This is a genomic window from Shewanella woodyi ATCC 51908 (assembly GCF_000019525.1).
Classification (GTDB): Bacteria; Pseudomonadota; Gammaproteobacteria; order Enterobacterales; family Shewanellaceae; genus Shewanella; species Shewanella woodyi.
On the sequence record NC_010506.1, the window covers coordinates 1,842,260 to 1,859,525 of the forward strand.

At 38.9% G+C, this 17,266-nt stretch carries 24 protein-coding genes; all 24 read left to right on the top strand.

Annotated features, from left to right (window positions below):
- The 24 genes from SWOO_RS07425 (at window position 1) to SWOO_RS25460 (ending at window position 17,252) form a co-directional block, all read left to right on the top strand.
- A complete protein-coding gene (locus SWOO_RS07425; RefSeq protein WP_012324093.1) occupies window positions 1-573 on the top strand; it encodes a hypothetical protein in 573 nt (190 codons plus the stop codon).
- A gap of 124 nt (window positions 574-697) precedes the next feature.
- The gene (locus SWOO_RS07430; protein ID WP_012324094.1) at window positions 698-1,294 is read left to right on the top strand and encodes a hypothetical protein; all 597 of its coding nucleotides are present in this window, start codon (window positions 698-700) and stop codon (window positions 1,292-1,294) included.
- Window positions 1,295-1,431: 137 nt separating this feature from the next.
- Entirely contained in the window at window positions 1,432-1,773 is a 342-nt protein-coding gene (locus SWOO_RS07435; protein ID WP_012324095.1) for a hypothetical protein, read from the top strand.
- A gap of 76 nt (window positions 1,774-1,849) precedes the next feature.
- Window positions 1,850-2,191, top strand: a complete 342-nt coding sequence (locus tag SWOO_RS07440) for a hypothetical protein (RefSeq protein WP_012324096.1) — start codon at window positions 1,850-1,852, stop codon at window positions 2,189-2,191.
- Window positions 2,192-2,299: 108 nt separating this feature from the next.
- Complete coding sequence (locus SWOO_RS07445) at window positions 2,300-2,644, top strand: hypothetical protein (RefSeq protein ID WP_012324097.1); 345 nt, start codon at window positions 2,300-2,302, stop codon at window positions 2,642-2,644.
- A 299-nt stretch (window positions 2,645-2,943) separates the two neighbouring features.
- Entirely contained in the window at window positions 2,944-3,147 is a 204-nt protein-coding gene (locus tag SWOO_RS25870; RefSeq protein ID WP_195742871.1) for a hypothetical protein, read from the top strand.
- 167 nt (window positions 3,148-3,314) lie between these two features.
- A complete protein-coding gene (locus SWOO_RS07455; protein ID WP_012324099.1) occupies window positions 3,315-3,653 on the top strand; it encodes a hypothetical protein in 339 nt (112 codons plus the stop codon).
- Entirely contained in the window at window positions 3,650-3,976 is a 327-nt protein-coding gene (locus tag SWOO_RS07460; protein ID WP_012324100.1) for a DUF5992 family protein, read from the top strand. The genes SWOO_RS07455 and SWOO_RS07460 overlap by 4 nt, the downstream gene beginning before the upstream one ends.
- 64 nt (window positions 3,977-4,040) lie before the next feature.
- A complete protein-coding gene (locus tag SWOO_RS07465) occupies window positions 4,041-4,376 on the top strand; it encodes a hypothetical protein (RefSeq protein WP_012324101.1) in 336 nt (111 codons plus the stop codon).
- Between the two features lie 97 nt (window positions 4,377-4,473).
- Window positions 4,474-4,821 carry a hypothetical protein gene (locus SWOO_RS07470; protein ID WP_012324102.1) on the top strand — a complete coding sequence of 116 codons (348 nt, stop codon included), beginning with the start codon at window positions 4,474-4,476 and terminating at the stop codon, window positions 4,819-4,821.
- A 171-nt stretch (window positions 4,822-4,992) separates the two neighbouring features.
- A complete protein-coding gene (locus SWOO_RS25875) occupies window positions 4,993-5,238 on the top strand; it encodes a hypothetical protein (RefSeq protein ID WP_195742872.1) in 246 nt (81 codons plus the stop codon).
- A 471-nt stretch (window positions 5,239-5,709) separates the two neighbouring features.
- Complete coding sequence (locus tag SWOO_RS07485; protein WP_012324105.1) at window positions 5,710-6,060, top strand: hypothetical protein; 351 nt, start codon at window positions 5,710-5,712, stop codon at window positions 6,058-6,060.
- A gap of 508 nt (window positions 6,061-6,568) precedes the next feature.
- A complete protein-coding gene (locus SWOO_RS07490) occupies window positions 6,569-6,778 on the top strand; it encodes a hypothetical protein (protein WP_229377331.1) in 210 nt (69 codons plus the stop codon).
- Between the two features lie 25 nt (window positions 6,779-6,803).
- Window positions 6,804-6,941, top strand: coding sequence for a hypothetical protein (locus tag SWOO_RS25880; protein ID WP_195742873.1), 138 nt, complete (start codon window positions 6,804-6,806; stop codon window positions 6,939-6,941).
- A 75-nt stretch (window positions 6,942-7,016) separates the two neighbouring features.
- Window positions 7,017-7,376: a hypothetical protein gene (locus SWOO_RS07495; RefSeq protein ID WP_012324107.1), complete on the top strand. Its 360-nt coding sequence runs from the start codon at window positions 7,017-7,019 to the stop codon at window positions 7,374-7,376.
- Window positions 7,377-7,440: 64 nt separating this feature from the next.
- Window positions 7,441-7,761 carry a hypothetical protein gene (locus tag SWOO_RS07500; protein ID WP_012324108.1) on the top strand — a complete coding sequence of 107 codons (321 nt, stop codon included), beginning with the start codon at window positions 7,441-7,443 and terminating at the stop codon, window positions 7,759-7,761.
- Between the two features lie 60 nt (window positions 7,762-7,821).
- Window positions 7,822-8,133 (top strand): hypothetical protein, encoded by a 312-nt coding sequence (locus SWOO_RS07505; RefSeq protein ID WP_012324109.1) that lies wholly within the window; start codon window positions 7,822-7,824, stop codon window positions 8,131-8,133.
- 30 nt (window positions 8,134-8,163) lie between these two features.
- Window positions 8,164-8,481 carry a hypothetical protein gene (locus SWOO_RS07510; protein WP_012324110.1) on the top strand — a complete coding sequence of 106 codons (318 nt, stop codon included), beginning with the start codon at window positions 8,164-8,166 and terminating at the stop codon, window positions 8,479-8,481.
- Window positions 8,482-8,506: 25 nt separating this feature from the next.
- On the top strand, window positions 8,507-8,866 hold the full coding sequence (locus tag SWOO_RS07515; RefSeq protein ID WP_012324111.1) for a hypothetical protein: 360 nt from the start codon (window positions 8,507-8,509) through the stop codon (window positions 8,864-8,866).
- Between the two features lie 69 nt (window positions 8,867-8,935).
- Window positions 8,936-9,280, top strand: coding sequence for a hypothetical protein (locus SWOO_RS07520; protein WP_012324112.1), 345 nt, complete (start codon window positions 8,936-8,938; stop codon window positions 9,278-9,280).
- Window positions 9,281-9,338: 58 nt separating this feature from the next.
- The gene (locus tag SWOO_RS07525; protein WP_012324113.1) at window positions 9,339-9,710 is read left to right on the top strand and encodes a hypothetical protein; all 372 of its coding nucleotides are present in this window, start codon (window positions 9,339-9,341) and stop codon (window positions 9,708-9,710) included.
- Between the two features lie 262 nt (window positions 9,711-9,972).
- Complete coding sequence (locus SWOO_RS07530; RefSeq protein ID WP_012324114.1) at window positions 9,973-12,651, top strand: hypothetical protein; 2,679 nt, start codon at window positions 9,973-9,975, stop codon at window positions 12,649-12,651.
- 18 nt (window positions 12,652-12,669) lie between these two features.
- Window positions 12,670-16,497, top strand: a complete 3,828-nt coding sequence (locus SWOO_RS07535; protein ID WP_012324115.1) for a DUF637 domain-containing protein — start codon at window positions 12,670-12,672, stop codon at window positions 16,495-16,497.
- Window positions 16,497-17,252, top strand: a complete 756-nt coding sequence (locus tag SWOO_RS25460) for a hypothetical protein (RefSeq protein ID WP_012324116.1) — start codon at window positions 16,497-16,499, stop codon at window positions 17,250-17,252. The genes SWOO_RS07535 and SWOO_RS25460 overlap by 1 nt, the downstream gene beginning before the upstream one ends.
- The last annotated feature ends 14 nt before the right edge of the window (window positions 17,253-17,266 follow it).

The window sequence follows — 17,266 nt, forward strand, 5'->3', positions numbered from 1 at the left end:
ATGGATATTGTTTACAGTAATGAAACCATTAGAGTTGATGAGATATTATCAGAACATATCGAAGGCATAGAAGTACTTACCATTGCATGCATAAACAATGATAAAAGTCTGGGGTTTGAGAAAGAAGATATCAACAAGGAAGTGATGTATGAGTTATTGACCCCTGATTCATATATATATGGGCCAAAAGATAAAGAGCCAACGTATATGAGTGAAGAATTTGATACATTAATATGGAAAAAAGCAGGAGGCCCCTGTTTGATATTTTCTGTTGTGGAAGAGCAATTCTTAGAAGAGTTAAATCGACTAAAAATGTATAAAAAAAATGAGCTTAAAGCTAAATTGAAGAAAATAGATTTTTCCGAAGAACAACCTCTTTTGCAAAAGGTTTATTCTGCAGCTAACGCTTGTCTAGATTCTGGTAGCCTCAAAAAGCTATTGAGCTTTTGTCGCAACATAACAATTTGGCGGTTTGGTGATCTGGGATTGTATTGTCATGTTCTTTCAACTGATGTTAATGTTGAAAAGTTTATTCCACGAGGACGAATGGTTGAAGCATTACCTGAGTGGTAGTTTTTCTAATGCATTGAACTCAAAGCCCCTTACCAAAAGATAAAGGGGTCAAAGATAAAGATAAAGGGGTCAACGAAAGATAAACATATCCCTACTGAACAAACAGAAAAAAAGGATAACTAAATTGATATCAGGTTTTCTTATTGTGACCGAAAAGCACATGCCAATGTATTATTTGGCAAGTGAGCAATCTAATAAAAGTTTGGAAGTTTCAAATAAAGTGTATTCTGGATGTGGAAGATCTTGGGATTATTGGTTACCAGATAGTGCGCCAGCAAACGTTAAAAAGCTTACTACAAAAGCCGAAGAAACATACTCTCAAAACTTGATGTACAGCTTGTTTAGTTCAATAGAAGAAGCTAAAACAGTTTTAGATTGGGTGAACGATAGTGAGGATGAATTTAGTTTCAGTCTGCTAAAGGTTTACTCAGATAAAAAGCCTGACAGTACCGCAATGAAACATGCTGAATTTATAGGAGTGGATATAGATTGCAATGGGCATTATCCGATAAAGGAAGAGTTGTTTGCTTCAAAAATAGCTTCTTCAATGCAGTTTGAGTTCGAGGCTTTTTTCGAATTATTAAACAAGAATGGGTTGTTTGACTCATATTTGGATGCAAAGAAGTTTATGGATTGTTATCTCAGAATTCAGATGGATAAGAATATTGAGAAATTATCTGAAGATGAAATTTCATATAGCTTTATACATGAAGTGAAATGAAGTGAAATGTCCGGATAAAGGGGTCAGAGCCCATTAACTTTTAGGTCTTTAGATTTACTCTGGTTTGATTGGTGCGTAGGTGCTAGGTGGCCAAATCTGACATTTTGATAAGCACTGGAATTTTTAGGAACATGGATATGTTAAACAAACTACTGATTGCTAGTAAGGCGAAGTTGAAATGGATCACCTTGCTGATGGCTACCCTTTTTAGTACAGGGGTTTATGCTACTAGCTGCGTGCAGAACAATAATATTGTGACATTCACTGGACTAGATTCTAAGGAGGGAGTGATATATGCCAGTCTCTCCTCCCATGATAATCAGTGTGGGTGTAGTTACATAAGATTCGCCCCTCAAAACACTAGAACAGAAATGGCGCTGAGTATCTTGATGGCTGCCAAGCTTAGTCAAAACAGAGTTCGAATAGATTTGATGGAACATGGTAACTGTAATACAGCGTATCGTGTTTATCTGCAGTAACTCTTTGTTGTCAATATAGATGGAAGTCAGTTAGCAGTCTGTATTCTGCAAGGAATCAAGGAATCAAGGAATCAAGATGAAAACTCCACTTTTGACGTTAGTGTTCTTATTAATGTTTAACTTCAGCTTTGTCACTCAAGCAACGGCTGGAGTGACTTGGGCCAGTGGTAAGATCACATCGCTGATGGCATCAGCGACAAACCCTGCGATAAGACTCACTGGAAATATATCGCCAGATAGATGCAGTGGAGGAACTTATGGATGGTTATATTTTGCTGGAACTGCCGAAGAGAAAAACCGTATTTATGCCACGGCACTTGCTATGTCACTCTCCGGTAAAACGGTAACGGTTTACACTAATGGTGATGACACCACTTGTCGTATCAACAATATACAGATCACATCTGGATTGAATTAAGAGTGATTAATTGTAGAGTAGGCCTTAGATCTCATTAACTATAGTGTTGCAAAACTAATAATAATTCAAATGGAAGATACACGCTGTTCAGCATATCAAGGAATAAAAATGAAATTAATTATATTGGCTTGCTTTCTGGTGTTGTCAGTTACTTTTTCTACATCAGCGAATGCCGCATTTCATTGCTCTGCTGATATCAATCGGATATTAATTTACGGTAGTGGTACGGTAAATATTCGGCATTCTGGTAGGAATGATTTTACCGTTATTTGTGACTTAAACAATGAATGGAAAGGGGTTAGTGTGACAACTTGTGCCATGTGGACTGCTATGTTGCAAAATATAAAAAAGAATAATGGCAAAGCTATTTTTTATTATGGTGGTGAAGGAACCTGTGCTGCTCTACCTACTTACGGTAGCACTCCCGCTCCTGTATATATTGGTGATATTTAAGTAACAACTAAAAGAGCTTAAGTCTATTTTAAGTTGTGTTACTGTGAGATTAGAATCAAACCTAAAGGATGTGAAGGGTCAAGTCCTTCCCTTCTAGAAAACACTCAAGATTGGGGCTGGTTTTATATTAAATAAGCTAAATCGACTTTGGATATAGAAGTATGGATACGTTAAAAAAATTATTTGTTAGTCTGGTTTTTCTATTTGTCAGCTCTTCCGTTAGCGCAGTATGTTTCGAGAGAGGATGCTCAAATGTATATGTTGAAAAACTGTATGTTAATGCCTCTGGAGTTGTGTACGTGGGTACATCTGGGGATGAGAGGTTGATGACTTGCGATGCTGTCTCTGATGTGTATAGCACCTTCAGATCTACGGATGCTGGCGGTGATATGATTTTCTCTACGCTATTAGCTGCGCAGCTCTCAAATAAGAAAGTATTTGTGAGAACGGTCGAAAGCTCAAATGAGTGCAAAATCGCCTATGTGACGCTGGACAAGCAGTAGTAATATAGTTAAATGGGCAGGTAAAGAAGTTGGGCTAAGGTATGAAGACGCAAAAAAGCACCAGTATCTAATTATTGCAAAGCCTCATTTGTAACGCTTGTCGCTCCAGTTTTATAGAGATAGCGAATTTATAGTGTTATAAAAAATCAATTTAAAGAGGTATTAACGTGAAAGTTCTTTGTTGTTTTCTTCTATTGTTAGTTTCAACTAGTTCGTTTTCAGCAGCTCAATGGTGTAAAGGTAAGCTTGAGAGGGTCTATGTAGACAAGCCTGGGAATGTATATATATTTGGTAATTGGCGTAATGACTATACCCAAATTTGTAATGTTAACTCTGCTTGGAAAGGTGTTTCAGTGGAGTTGTGTAAAACTTGGTTCTCACTTGCAGTTACAGCAAAAGTAAGTAATGGTAATGTTATTGTTCAATATTCTGATGTGCCTGCTTGTAATACTATTCCTAACTATTCAAATGCACCTTCTCCTAACTATGTGATGTTAAATAAATGAATAAGATTATATGTTTAATCATATTGTTGTTTTTTAGCCAACAAGTCACATCTGGTGAACTGGTTAGAGGCGCGACAATTATTGAAATAGCTAGTAGTTCCAGTAATCAAGATGTGTTTTATTTAAGTTTGTCAGGGGGCACTGGTCCTTGTGCTGGTAAATCAATATTGTTCCCAGCATCAAAATCTCAGTCAAAAGAATCTTATAACCAAGCTTTCTCTATAGCTTTAGCTGCAGCAGCTTCAGGTAAAAAAATTCGTGCTCATAATTATGAAGATGATAGCTGTAGAGAAGCTAATTTTATTGGCATGCTTACTCAATAGATATAAGAATTACTGAGTATAGGTGAGCAGTATTTATTTACTAATTTATGCGATTGGAGTCAAAATGAAAAATATACGAAGGATATTATTTATATTAATGGCATCTATCGCAATGCCCGTTTTTGCCGGCAGTCAAACAGGTTTAGTAACCAATATTAATGTGCGTGACGATGGTCTGCATTGGTTTACCTTATCTGGAGATCGAGGCGTCATGCCAGCGTGTACTCGTGAGCGTTTTACCTATTGGATGATCAAAGATGAAAACTCTACCTATGGTAAGAGCCAGTTTAGTATGTTGCTAGCAGCTTATATGGCACAGAAAACTGTGACCATAATAGGAACTGATAGCTGTACACGTTGGGGCGATGGCGAAGATATTAAAGTTGTGCAGTTTAGGTGAAGCAACTCTGTATGCTTTTATTATGAAAGGAACGGTTTAGCTAGTAATTTTATAAGAATATAGTGCAAGTACCTGCTATCAGGTTAAGGGAGTTAACATGAATAGAGTTAGTTTTGTTTTTTTACTATTAATCAGCTTTACACCTTTTGATGTAATGTCTGAAGGCTCAGGATGGTCTGGAAAATCTAAAATTGAGCAGCTGTACGCTGTAAACTCGAGCCAAGTTATTGTTAAGTTATCTAATTTCACCAATGCTACGGGTTGTAATCCCAATACTGCTGGTCATGTGTTAGTTGACACTAATTCCCAAAAAACATTTTATACACTCATTTTATCGGCATTTATGGCTGGAAAAGAGGTTAATTTTTATCTGTATGGGGAGTGTAAAACAACACATTGGGTTGGCCCCTCATTTGCTGGGTTCGGACATGTGATAGTTTATTAAATTATATATTATACGGTTAATTAAAGGCTAAAGAAAATGGTGCAATGTCTATCTCGTTTCAGAACACATATAGCTGTAAGGTTAAAGCTGATTTCGCTTATGTTGTTTAGTGTAACGATAGCTTTTTCTGGGAAGGCTGCGACATATACGGAGCCACAAGTATTAACTCAGATGACAATTGGTGATTCTTTTTCTAGAGTGAAGCAAGTTAATATGCCGAGCGAAGAGCTTTGTGGTAGAAATGATTGGTATATTCTTGATATTCAATTAGACAAAAATAAAGCTATGTTTTCAGCTCTATTAGCAGCTAAGGCTTCAGGTCAGAAAGTACATTTTCAGCTTACTGGTTGCTGGCAGAACTACCCAAAAATAACGCATGTATACAATTGTAAGAACCAATACTGCACAAATGAATAAGAGAGTGAGTTTTGTTCTTTTAATTATCATCCAATTCAGTTTTCTCTTTGACTAACTATGATGCTGATTTATTACGAGGCTAGGGTTTTGAAATGTTTATTACGGGTCACTTTACTAAGTTTACTGTTTTCCTCCACATTTGCGAATGCTGGAGCCTATTCGAACTGGGCTGTTCCGACTAATGTGGAGCTAGTGGGTGGAGGAGTTTTGATCCATGGCCAATTTGGTGATCCAAACAATTGTGGTAAGGCAAACTTTATCTATGTAAGCCATTCGGATATTCGGTTTGACTCCGTTTTTTCAATGGCCTTAGCTGCACTCATGGGGCAAAAAGAGCTAAGACTATATTCATCATCTTGTGTGGGAGTTGGTTTTCATTGGCCTGGAAATGTAATTAATCAAAATACCAACGGCCAAGCTGTGTATATACGCTGAACACATCAACAGATGTTGATGATATAAGGTTTTATTATGAAATATTTTTTAATGTTGTTTTTGATTCTTCAGTCTTTTTCATCTTTTGCTGCTCACCACTGCTTAGGGAAAGTGGTTAACCTTGATATTGCTGGAAATGGAAATATTCATGCGAATATAAGTGGAATAGGTAATGGGAATGTTATCTGCTCTACTAAAACCAAGTTAGGTGAGTATGAGCCAGAGGCATGCAGAGTCGCTTTTAGTTTATTACTTAGTGCAAAAATGTCTGATAGCAACATTCGTTTGTACTTTAGAGATGATACTAATACATCCTGTTTTAAAGGCAACTGGACAAATTTGGGCTCTCAAAGTCATGGGCTGTACTATATCAGAATGGAAGGTTAACTTAGTATGCCACCTTTATAAGATAACAAATTATATGAGGGAATATGAGAACATTAACTATCGTATTTTGTAGCATTATGTCGCTTTTACAATGTGCTGTTGCTGGAAATATTTGGTGTACAGGGACAGTGTCAAACGTCTATATAGCTGCTGATAAAAGTGTGGTAATAAAAGGTAGTTGGCGCAACGATTATACTCGAATTTGTTCAACTGAGGGAGTACCGGTATCGATACTGTAACCTGCTCGCTTTGGTTCTCCATTATATCAACAGCCATGACAAACGATAAACAGGTGAAGTTGATGTATTCAGACAGAGATGGTCAATTTCAATGTAATAATTTACCTACCTATTACTCAACACATAACCCATCGAATGTGATGCTTGAGAGATAATTTATTATGAATCGAATTATATATACTTCGTTTTTCAACTTGTTACTTCTGAGTTTTAGTGTCGAGTCTCTTGAAAGAATTACAGGTTATGTGAAAGTTCTAGAGCCTACGTATATGCCAAATACTATTAGTTTCAGTATGAGTGCTGGAACCGCTTCATGCCCAGCGGGTAGTTGGTTGAAATGGAGCAAAACAGAGGATAATAATAAGGTTGCTTTTTCAACCCTGATGGCAGCGTTAATGTCAGGTAAGAAAATAAATCTCTACTTTTTAGATAACGATACAACTTGCACCGCTCAATTTTTACATCTGTTGAGTGAGTAAATATAGCTATTGTCGGTAGCAATATTTGGCGGGCAAAGAAGTATCTGGTTACTTAGGTAGTTGGTCACTCGTGATGGATAAACCTAAAACACTAGAAGGGATTGAAATTCAAAAGGCAAAAGGCAAAGGTGCATTGGTACACAGCTATATGGTATTTTTGTAAAGCAGAAATAATAATTGGTTGCCTTAGGTTGTAACAGCTCTACAGGTAAGTTAGTGAATTAGATGGATATTAAATATGGATATTTTAAGAAAAGTACTACTAATCTCTTTGGTTTTTCTTGTACAAAATGCAGAGGCCAAATACTTTACTGATTATAGCTCAGGTGTGACAATTAATAGAATTCATGCTCATAGTGGTGGTGGAGTAACATTGCATATAACGGGCGAGGTAACAAATCTCGATAATTGTCTCGTTACTGAACGTGTGCATATTAGAGCAGATTTAGTCGGGAGTAAAAACTTAATTGCTCATGCTATGATGGCTTTTGCTTCAGGCAAAAAGGTGGGGTTGCATGCTTCTGGCTGTGAAATCATCCCTTTTTGGGGCGGCACTCACTTGACCCCTATTATCAATAATTTATGGGTTTATAATTAGACATCCACATAATCTGCACTATGGATGCAAGGCCTAATTATATAGTGTGTTTAGGGAGAAACATGTGAACAGATGGATAGTGATAGCTTTATTTACCGCAATTAGTTTTGTCGCCTCTGCTCAACCCGGACATTGGACACCTTATCAGACAATCCAATCAATAATTATTGAGAATGGGATAGCGCTAATTGTTGTAAAGGGGGGCGTACCAACTGAATATATACCAACAGCATGCAATCAAGCGTTTAATCAAGCGAATCTCAGTACTGAGCATGGCAAGGCTATCTACTCTTTGGCCTTAGCAGCACGTATGTCGGATACTCCTATCTCGATGGCACTAGAATGTAGTGGTACTAGACCTTCAATCAAATTAATTCGATTGTAGTGAAGATAAAAGCTTTTTATAGTCCCTATTTAAATATGTACTTTTAAAAGAGTGTTCCTTATGAAATTATTTATTTTTTTGAGTTGTATTATTTTTTGTAGTTTTTCAACTGTAGCTGCACCTCAGTATGCGGGCACAGTTAAAGGTTTCTATATCAATAATGGTAAAACTGTTTTAGTAAAACTTGATACGCCAACACCAGCTTGTGGTGATCAAACTTGGCCATTTCAATTTAGTCTGTCAGGTGAAGTTGCAAAAGGTTGGATGAGCATGCTTTTAATGGCAAGAGCATCTGAGGCTCAAATTGGGGTCGGATATGCACCAAATGAAAATGGAAGGTGCAATGTAGAGTACTTTTATTTTTACAATTAATTTGATTGTAATTTACTCAAGGATGATCCAATGAAAATAGTTAAATATCTATTGTTTTTAGCTTTTCTCTTATCTAGTTCTGCGTTTGCAAGAACGGACTGCCCTGCAGCTAAGGTGCTCCATATTCAGATAGAAGGAAGTGTTATTCTCTATATGCAAGAGGGAAGTTCTTGGAGAAGGTTAGGTAACTTAGATGAAGTTGGTACAGCAGAGCGTTATTCAGCCCTTCTAGCTGCTCAAATCGCTGGACTAAAGGTGATGGTAGGTTATAGAAGCAGCAGTTATAACTGCGCTGTGACAAATTACAGTGAGCCAGCTTATATTGTGAGAACATATAACCGAGAGTAATTTAAATCATCTTTTAAGGATAAATATGAATTTAATATTGAAAGTTGTCATTGTAACTATTCTATTAATATTCACTTGTGATGCATTTTCTTCTACCCGATTTAGAAATGTAACAATTACAGGAGCTGGTGTGTTCCTTAGTGGTGGTAAGGGGATTTTACTGATAAACATTAATGGGGATAAGTCTTCAATGGAGGAGTGCGCTACGACTAAGAGGTTTGCTATAGACAGCAATGTGCCGAATTACCAAGAGATGGTGAGTTTAGCGATGACAGCTTATATATCTGGCCAAACCAATGTTGATCTGTATGTTACTGAGAGTTGTAACTCTTGGGGGAATGCACAAGACCTACGTGGTATTAAAATGGGCACTATGCCTTGGTGATGTGAAAAGACATATATGAGTGCTGAGTAACTTCATTACCTTAAAGTTAACGATAAAAAGGATGTTAAAATGTTACGTATTGTGATGATTACTATAGCTGTTACTTGTACGCTATTTCCCTTTCTAGTCAATGCCGCAGCGGGATGGTCTGGTAGAGCTGAAGTGACGGGGATCTATACTCTAAATGAATCGACCGCTCTGATTAAGCTATCAACTTTTAGCAACCCTAATAGCTGCCAAATTAATTCTAGTGGTGACGTGAGGATTAATCCGTCGGTAGATAAAAATTGGATGAGTATGTTTCTTGCGGCTTATATATCAGGTAAGCCAGTTGATGTTTATGTTAGTGCGGCTTGCACCGGTGTATGGACTGGAACCTCTTATGCCACAGTTGGCCATGTTCGTTTGTTATAGGGCGCCTAGCAAAAGTAAGATATCTTTTTTAAGTTAATTAAATGGATTTATATAAATCATGAGAATGAAAATATTTTTAATCGGTCTCCTGTTCTCTTTAAGTTTTATGAACAGTGTGACAGCCGCAACACTGGTCTGTAGTGGTAAAATTGATAGATTATCATATCACTCACCAAATAAATTTATGCTAAAGCTGTCCAGTATGAATACACCTGTCTTTTTCTGCAGTCCAGATATGGAGTGGAAAGTGGGAGGTACTAGCTATGTTACAGGAGCTGAGACATGTAAAACCATGTACTCAACATTTCTGGCTATAAAAATGACGGATAAGTCGATCACGAGTATGTATTTTGATGGTGATCAAGTTCCCAGTAGTTGTAATAGCTGGGAAAGCTGGCGACAAGCCAATATTCGTCACTATTCAATATAAATAATATCTAGACAAGTTTAATTAATGCCTTAGCCCGCACCTGGTATTCGTATTTACCCCCCCCTTAAAAATCAATTGATTAAGGCTCGGTTTTGAGTGAAGGTAGGTGTTTGTGTGATACAAAATAGACTCTCTGTGTTAATTTTGTTTCGGTTGTTAGTTGTTTGGTGTAATATGCTGCTACTTTGGTTGTATGTCGTTAGTGCTTATGTAAGCCTTTCATTGTATGAGAGTAAACTCAATTAGTATTTCAGGATTTAATATGTATACACGGATGTTTGTAAAATATAAATTGATAATGGTTATTTCTGTTACCTCTACTTTTATCTTTTCTTTATTAGGTATTGGTAATGTTAGTGCTTCTTCATTCAATTGGAATTCTGGCACAAGTGATATCAAACTTGTTCAAAACAGTGATGCTAGTTCAGACATATTCATCCCATCTTCTAGTGTTAATGGGCTATCTGTTAATGACTTTAATCAGTTCATTGTGTCGCAGCGAAAGTTAACTATCTATAATGGTTCACGCTCTTCTGACTCTATAGTTAACAATGATATTGCAAATGTAATAGTGATTAAATCCTCAGTCATCTCTTTAGCCGAGAATATTGAAATTATCGGTGCACCGGCAGACATTATTTTTATTGGCACATCAAGCAACCAAAAATTAACATGCACTAATTGTAGCTTTACCAATGTCGGCCGAGTGACTTTTGCTGCTGCAACGGTCAAATCTGTGTCATTAATTAAAAGCACAGGTATTGTTGGTGAGCTTGTTACTACAAGTGGTGGAAGTGTTGAAGTTAATGGGCTTCTTGCACCTGGCTTGCAAGCAATGGAGTTAATCGCTGATACCGTTAAAACTGCTGGAATAATTGATATTAACCTCAAGGCTGATATTCATCCAGAAGGTGGTCATATTGTTCACCCAGAAGGGAGTAAAGTAGTTGGCTCTGGTGGTATTAGCTTGTATTCAGGAAGAATGACTATTGATTATGAAGAATTAAAGGTCACTGCTGCCACTGTAGTTAATCAAGAGTTTCTCGTAGACGGCAAAATTCGCGCAGCAACCATTGCTGTTTTAAGCCCTAAGAACGTAAGGTTTGCTTCTACTGCAGATTTAAGTACTCTCTCTGATGTGATTGCAACTAGCACTCGACATTCACAGTTTTATGCACCAATTGAGGGTATCTTTATTCAAGGTGCTGGTAAGCATTTATCTACTGGTGATTTAGACTCTACGACTCATAAAATAACTGTGGCAGGTAAGTTATCTTCTGATAATAAAGTGCTGATTAAGTCATTATCTAAACTGAATGTCTCAGCGGTTGTTGTCGCTGGTGATTTATCACTTATCTCGGGCCATAATACAAATGTTACTGGCGGGTTACAGGCTAACCTTATTGAAGTTGCTGCGAGGAACTTTATCAATAATGGTGCAATGGCTTCATCTTGGTTAAATATAGAAACAGAAAAAAGTATCTATAACAGTTTTGGTGGCAATATAAAGGCTAATAAAATTACTTTAAAAGCGAATAGCGGTACTGTTGTTAATGGCTCCCGTTCTAAATACAAATACTATCCAGATACTCCAACCTCCCTTACCATTTCTGCTGATATGACAGCCTTAGAGCATGGTTTATATTATCAAGTGACCGAGTCGGGGACCGTGGGGAGTAATCAAGGTGCGAGTATTTTGGGGAATGAGGTATATATTCAAGCTAAATCGGTAGAGAATATTAATCCTTATTCTTTAACTAAAGCAGCTTCAGAAGATTGGAGTGCTGGTGTGAGTATTAATAATTCTTTAGCACGTCAGGTTTCATTGCAGGCTGAAAATCGTTTGGAAATAAAAGCTGATAACTATATTTTAAATTCATCTGCAATCATTGGACTAAACCAAAATGGTTTTATGGTATTTAATACTCCAATTTTTAGTAATGAAAGGTATAGATTAGCAGTAGAGAACTTTACATATAATCAATTAGAGTTGAGTCATGATCAAAGCCAGAGTCATGATGTAGCAAAAGTGGGAACAGAAACTAAAATTATTGCTTACTCTCCCCCTGCACGTTTATATACCTTTGGTGAATTTAGATTTAGTGATGGTAACGCAAATGACAATACTAGTGAGGAGTTCTTGAATGAGTTTTCCTACTTTGAAGTTTTCGGGGATAGCCACTTTCATCAATCGTTAATTAAAACAATAGGGATTGAACTCGCACAATCTTTATCTATCAGCGAAGTATCGAAGGTCAGATCTTGCTTGAATTTTGGTAATTGTACTGGGGATACAATGTTAACGTTGGCTGATGCAGAGACTCTGTTTTCAATTCGCGGCAATCTTTATGGCATTGATCCGACTTTACCTTCAGAGAGTCATCTAGTAGTTGATAATATCAACACATACAACGCTCTTGTTCAGCAGTTAGTTGATGCGTATTTAGCTCCGTTTATTTATACGAATTCTGAGTACGATTATGGATACGTGAAAAATATGGCAATCAACGATGGTTATTTAGAAGGAAGTGCAATAAAAGTTGATGGCTATACTACATCTTATATTCCTGCTGGTCCTGGTTACGCTATAGCTCCGAAAATTGAGACTAAAAATATTAGAAAAAGCATAGATAGTCTATTGGCAGAAGATGCAGCTCAAAACCCACATCCCGGTACAGCTTATACACCAAACCAAATTACTGCTGCTAGTCGAGCCTATATCGAAACCTTAGATATTACTTATCCTGAAGGGTATTCAGCATTTTATAAAGAGCACAATAATGTATTTAGTTCTTATACCCTATCTGATAATGATGATGTTTTAATTACATATAGAGAATATGTCACTTATGTCAGGCCACAAGTTGGGGATGATAAATACCAGCTAACAGTGACCGTTAGACTCCCGTTAACAGAGCTTATGACCTATTTGCCAAACTAGAGTGTAGAAAGGATATCTATGAAAAATTTAATGAAGAACACTCCTGCGGTTAAAAAGCCTATTTGGCAAAGGTTTACCGCCTATTTGATGTCATTTATCCTACTTGGGCAGATCTGTTTACCTGCGACGGTAGTGGCTGTTGAGCTGATTTCTGATGTATATATATCATCAGAAGTCAACTCTAATGCTCAGTTTGAAAGGGTTTATAATACTGACCGTCAGTTTGAAAAAGCATTTTATGTCGAGGATATCACAAGTTCTGGTACACAAACGGTAGAGTCGTTTCATCAAAAACTGCTAGATTTTAGAAAGAGCTCACTACCTGCGCCATTAATGATCCCAATAATGAATGGTGAGATTACTATTATCTTTCCTCATTATCGGTTAGAAAAACGGATCGGTGATCAGTTTGTTCAAGCTCGATTTATTCGCTCTCAGATCTTTAATCTACTCAATAGAAATCTACTTAGTGATGCTTATGCTAATGAAGCTGCACAAATTAATGGGCTTTACAATAAAGCTTATGAGTTCAGTGCGAAATCTTCTGCCAAGTTTGGTGATAGTTTAACGCGTGCTCAGGTGAACACCTTTGGACATAATTTTATCTGGCCTGAACTGCGCACTGTGAATGGTGAAGCGGTACTAGTACCGATAGTTCATCTAACTGATGCGAGTGTGGATGAGCTACTTGTCGATGGCCATATTGTTGAATTTGCGGGTGAAACGGCGCAGTTTAATACCATTACCGTTAATGCTGGTACTATTTATACCCGTCGAGGCACATTTCTTAATACAGCTGGGGATTTCACCGTTTCAGAAGGGGCAAGTGTTGTCGCTGATGGTGACTTAAACTTGTTGGTTGGTGGCACCTTGCAAAACCTTTCTGGCCGCCTATCAGCCGAAGATAATGTCAATATTATTGCTAACCAATACCTTCAAAAAACGGTCGTACACCGTTACGCCACGCGTTATGAACAGGGTACTCGTCTAGGCGAGATCGCCAGTGTCGATGCGGTCAATGGCAATGTTTCAATTAGAAGCTATAACGATATTGTTGTTCAAGGTGGCACCATATCGGGCAATAACGTCATCCTTAATGCCGATGGCAATATTCAGCTAACGACTCAATACACGACTTATGTGCGTAACCAAGCTGTCGGTGGTTATGATGAAACACAATCGATTATTGAGCACACAGCAAGCGTGCTTAGCGCTAAAGATAATATTTATCTTATGGCTTCAGGCGCTATTGAATTAAATGCCGCTACCTTGTTCGCTGATGAAGGTGTGATTCAAATATTGGCCGAGCAGGGCGTTTATATTGCTAATGAGTTTAATGAATTTCAATCATCACGTTCTGGCAAGGTTGGTAAGGTAACCCTGCAGGAACAAGAGTTTCAAACCATTGCGATACGCTCTGCGTTAGAAGCGGGTAAAGGCGTGCTCATTGCATCAAACTTCGGTGATATCACGCTTCAGGCAACAGAGATAATATCGGGTGCTGGCACCCAAATTAATGCACTCAATGGCAAGGTCAATTTGTTATTGGCGAAGGAGCAAGATCACTACTTCTATAATCGTGTTAAGGAAGGTTTCTGGCGCATAAAAACCGAAACTCAAACTGATACTGTAGATACCGCCGTTTACAATAGCATTATTGGTGGTATAAAAGTTCAAGCAACTCACGGTGTTACGCTTGAGTTTGGTCAAGAGGAAGGTGTCACTCTGCAAGACTCTCTTGCCATGTTTGAGCAAACTGAAGATCTTGCGTGGATGGCTGAAGCATACAATGATCCTGAACTTGCAAGTAATATTGAGTTAGTTTATCAAGAGCTCGTTAAAATCCATGAGTACGATAAATCCAGCAGTTTAAGCCCAGCAGCTATGGCAATTATTGCTATCGCGGTCGCTGTGGCAATGGGGCCCGCAGGTGTAGGGCTTATTGGTGCAAAAGGTGCCATCGGTGCGGTGGGCTTCGTCGCGCAACCTGTAATGCAAGCAGGGGCATTAGCCTTAGCAACGCAAACGGCGATGAGTTTTGCCAATGGTAATAACTTATCTGAAACCGTTAAATTAATGCATTCAAGTGACACTATTAGAGCGGTTGCTACAGCGATGATCACCGCAGGAGCGTTGAGCGCCATAGATGAAGTAAAGCTGTTTGATATGCCAGCAGGAGTAGATGCTTCTGCTGATCTAATTAGTGCGCAAACCGCGATTGACCTAGGAAATCAAGCCACACTAATCGTTGTTGAAACGACGGTGAGTACCGGGATCTCGACCATTATTAATGGTGGTGATTTAGGTGATTTTGGTGAGGCTCTGGTTCAAGGGTTACAGCTATCTGCCATCAATAAGATTGGTCAAAAAGTTGCAAATGAGATTGGAGGCTTGGCAGATTCTAAGCCCCCGAAAATCAATGAAGCACTTAGGTATATCTCGCATGCCGGTTTAGGGTGTGCACTTGGGGCCGCAACAGCTGAAGTCAGTGGCAGTTCTGATCCTGTCGTTGGCTGTGGTTCAGGGGCTGGTGGTGCCGTAATTGGTGAGGCCGTTGCACAGGCATACACCGAAGCGATGATGACTGACAACCAAAAGGAAGTCGTAGATTGGTTAAAGTCTAAAGGCATTATGGCAGAGGGAGATTTTGAGGCACTAACCCCTGCTCAACAAGCTGAATATTATACACTTGTTCAATCAATGCAGGTGACGCCCAGTGAACTACTTTCATTACAGGCAAAAGGCGTTGATTTAGCAAAGTTAGCGGGGGGCTTAGCTGCATTTGCAGCAGGTGCCGAAGTGAATATTGCTGCACATACAGCAGAAAATGCTGCGCAGCATAACTGGTTCCATTTAGTTGTACTAGCAGCTCGAGCAGCCATGTTTGTCATGAGTGCATTAGAGGTTTATCAAGCAACTCAAGACATCATAGAGAAATATGAACAATTTAAAGCGCATGAGGGCAATGAAGAGCAGCAACGTGCAATATTGATACAGCTAGCAAAAATGCTAGGTGAAGAGCTCGTGTACGAACTAACTGTTGGTAAATTAGAAAATGCTGCTACCGACAAAGTATTGGCTCGTATTACAGAGTATGCCAAAGATAAAGGTTATGATAAAAAAATCACTGATGTGCTCAGTGATATGCACCAAAGTGAAACCAATGGCACCCCCTTTCCCCATAGTGATAGAGTTAATGTTAGCCGTAACCCTAACCTAGATAATTTGCCTCCTGGTTACGAAGTCTTACCCGATGGCCGTATTCGTGGTACTGGTGGCGCTATTGCAAAAGATTCTGGCTATAAAACAACTGAAGGTGATGTTATCTTCCAGCGGGAAACGGGTAGCTATTATTATATTAAGGGCGATGGCACCCAGCAATCTGTTGGCTCTCCCAGAGATACTGGTGACTATCTAAAGTATGATAATGTATGGGCGTCAGGAGTACGCCCGGTAGACCGAGGCCGGCAAATTCAAGCAGAACTCGCCAAAACGGAGTACCAGCAATGGGGCAACACTGATTTCTATGAAATTGTTGACCCAGTTACAGGTCAGTCTAAAAAAGTGGTAGCGCAAAACTTCCCGCTGATTGACTTTGAGCTTGACGGCATGGTGGTGAGCTTAAAAACGGTCAATACCAATGGTACAAGTTGGTTAACAGATATGGACTACCACATGCGTGATTTAGCAAACAGAGGGATTTGGTCGGATGGTGTGCTGGTGCCCACAAGCAATAGAATTTTAGATATTCGGGTGCAACCCGGTGGGTTAGCTGATACCAGTAAATTAGGGGCCATGGCCGCTAAGCATGGTATTACTATTGAAATTTCGGAGTATGGCAGTTAATGGCTTTTGAATTAGATATTATTTTAAGCGGTGAGCAGTTACTCAAACCGGGGGCTGTGTGGGACGCTTTGAGGTTAGATGCTGATATTGTAGCGCTTACCCCACAACCTGTGCGAGATATGTATATTGACAAGAAGATCACTGGAATTAGCGGTTATTTATGGGCGGCCAAAGATCAAATGTCGTTTGCGCTTGGGTTTGGTAATGCGCACTTGTCAGTGCGACCAGACATGCGTTTTAACCAGCATACTGATTTTAGTTACGCTAAGGTATCGATATGTGATTTGGATGAGTTAATTGCCCACCGTGCCAAGTGGCTGAGCCATATATTTGAACATCCGGGATTCATCTACGCGCAAGTATCTAATACTGAATATAAGCGTAGGCAGATGATGACCAGTATTCAGCAGTTTGAGATAGAGGGCATTGCCCACAGTCATCTGCCGAAAAAGCACAATGGCTTTCCGCCACCCATAGGAAAAGAGATCGTCGATGTTGCTAATAATCCAGGGCGCTTTGAGCGAAGACAAGGTTATGAAGCAGCAGTGGCGGCAGAGATGTGGTTAGGGACGCGCTTTTTTGAGTTAACTAACTTGAGTAAACAACAACTTGAGGAGAGCGAGTTTATGGTTAACACCCAAGGGGAACTACTGCACTTAACAGCCTATGACAAACCTTTCGACTGCGCTAATGGCGAGCAGGGGCTAATTCAGCATAGGCTATGGCAGCTACTTTATGGCAATGACGAAAAGTAAATATTAGATAAGAT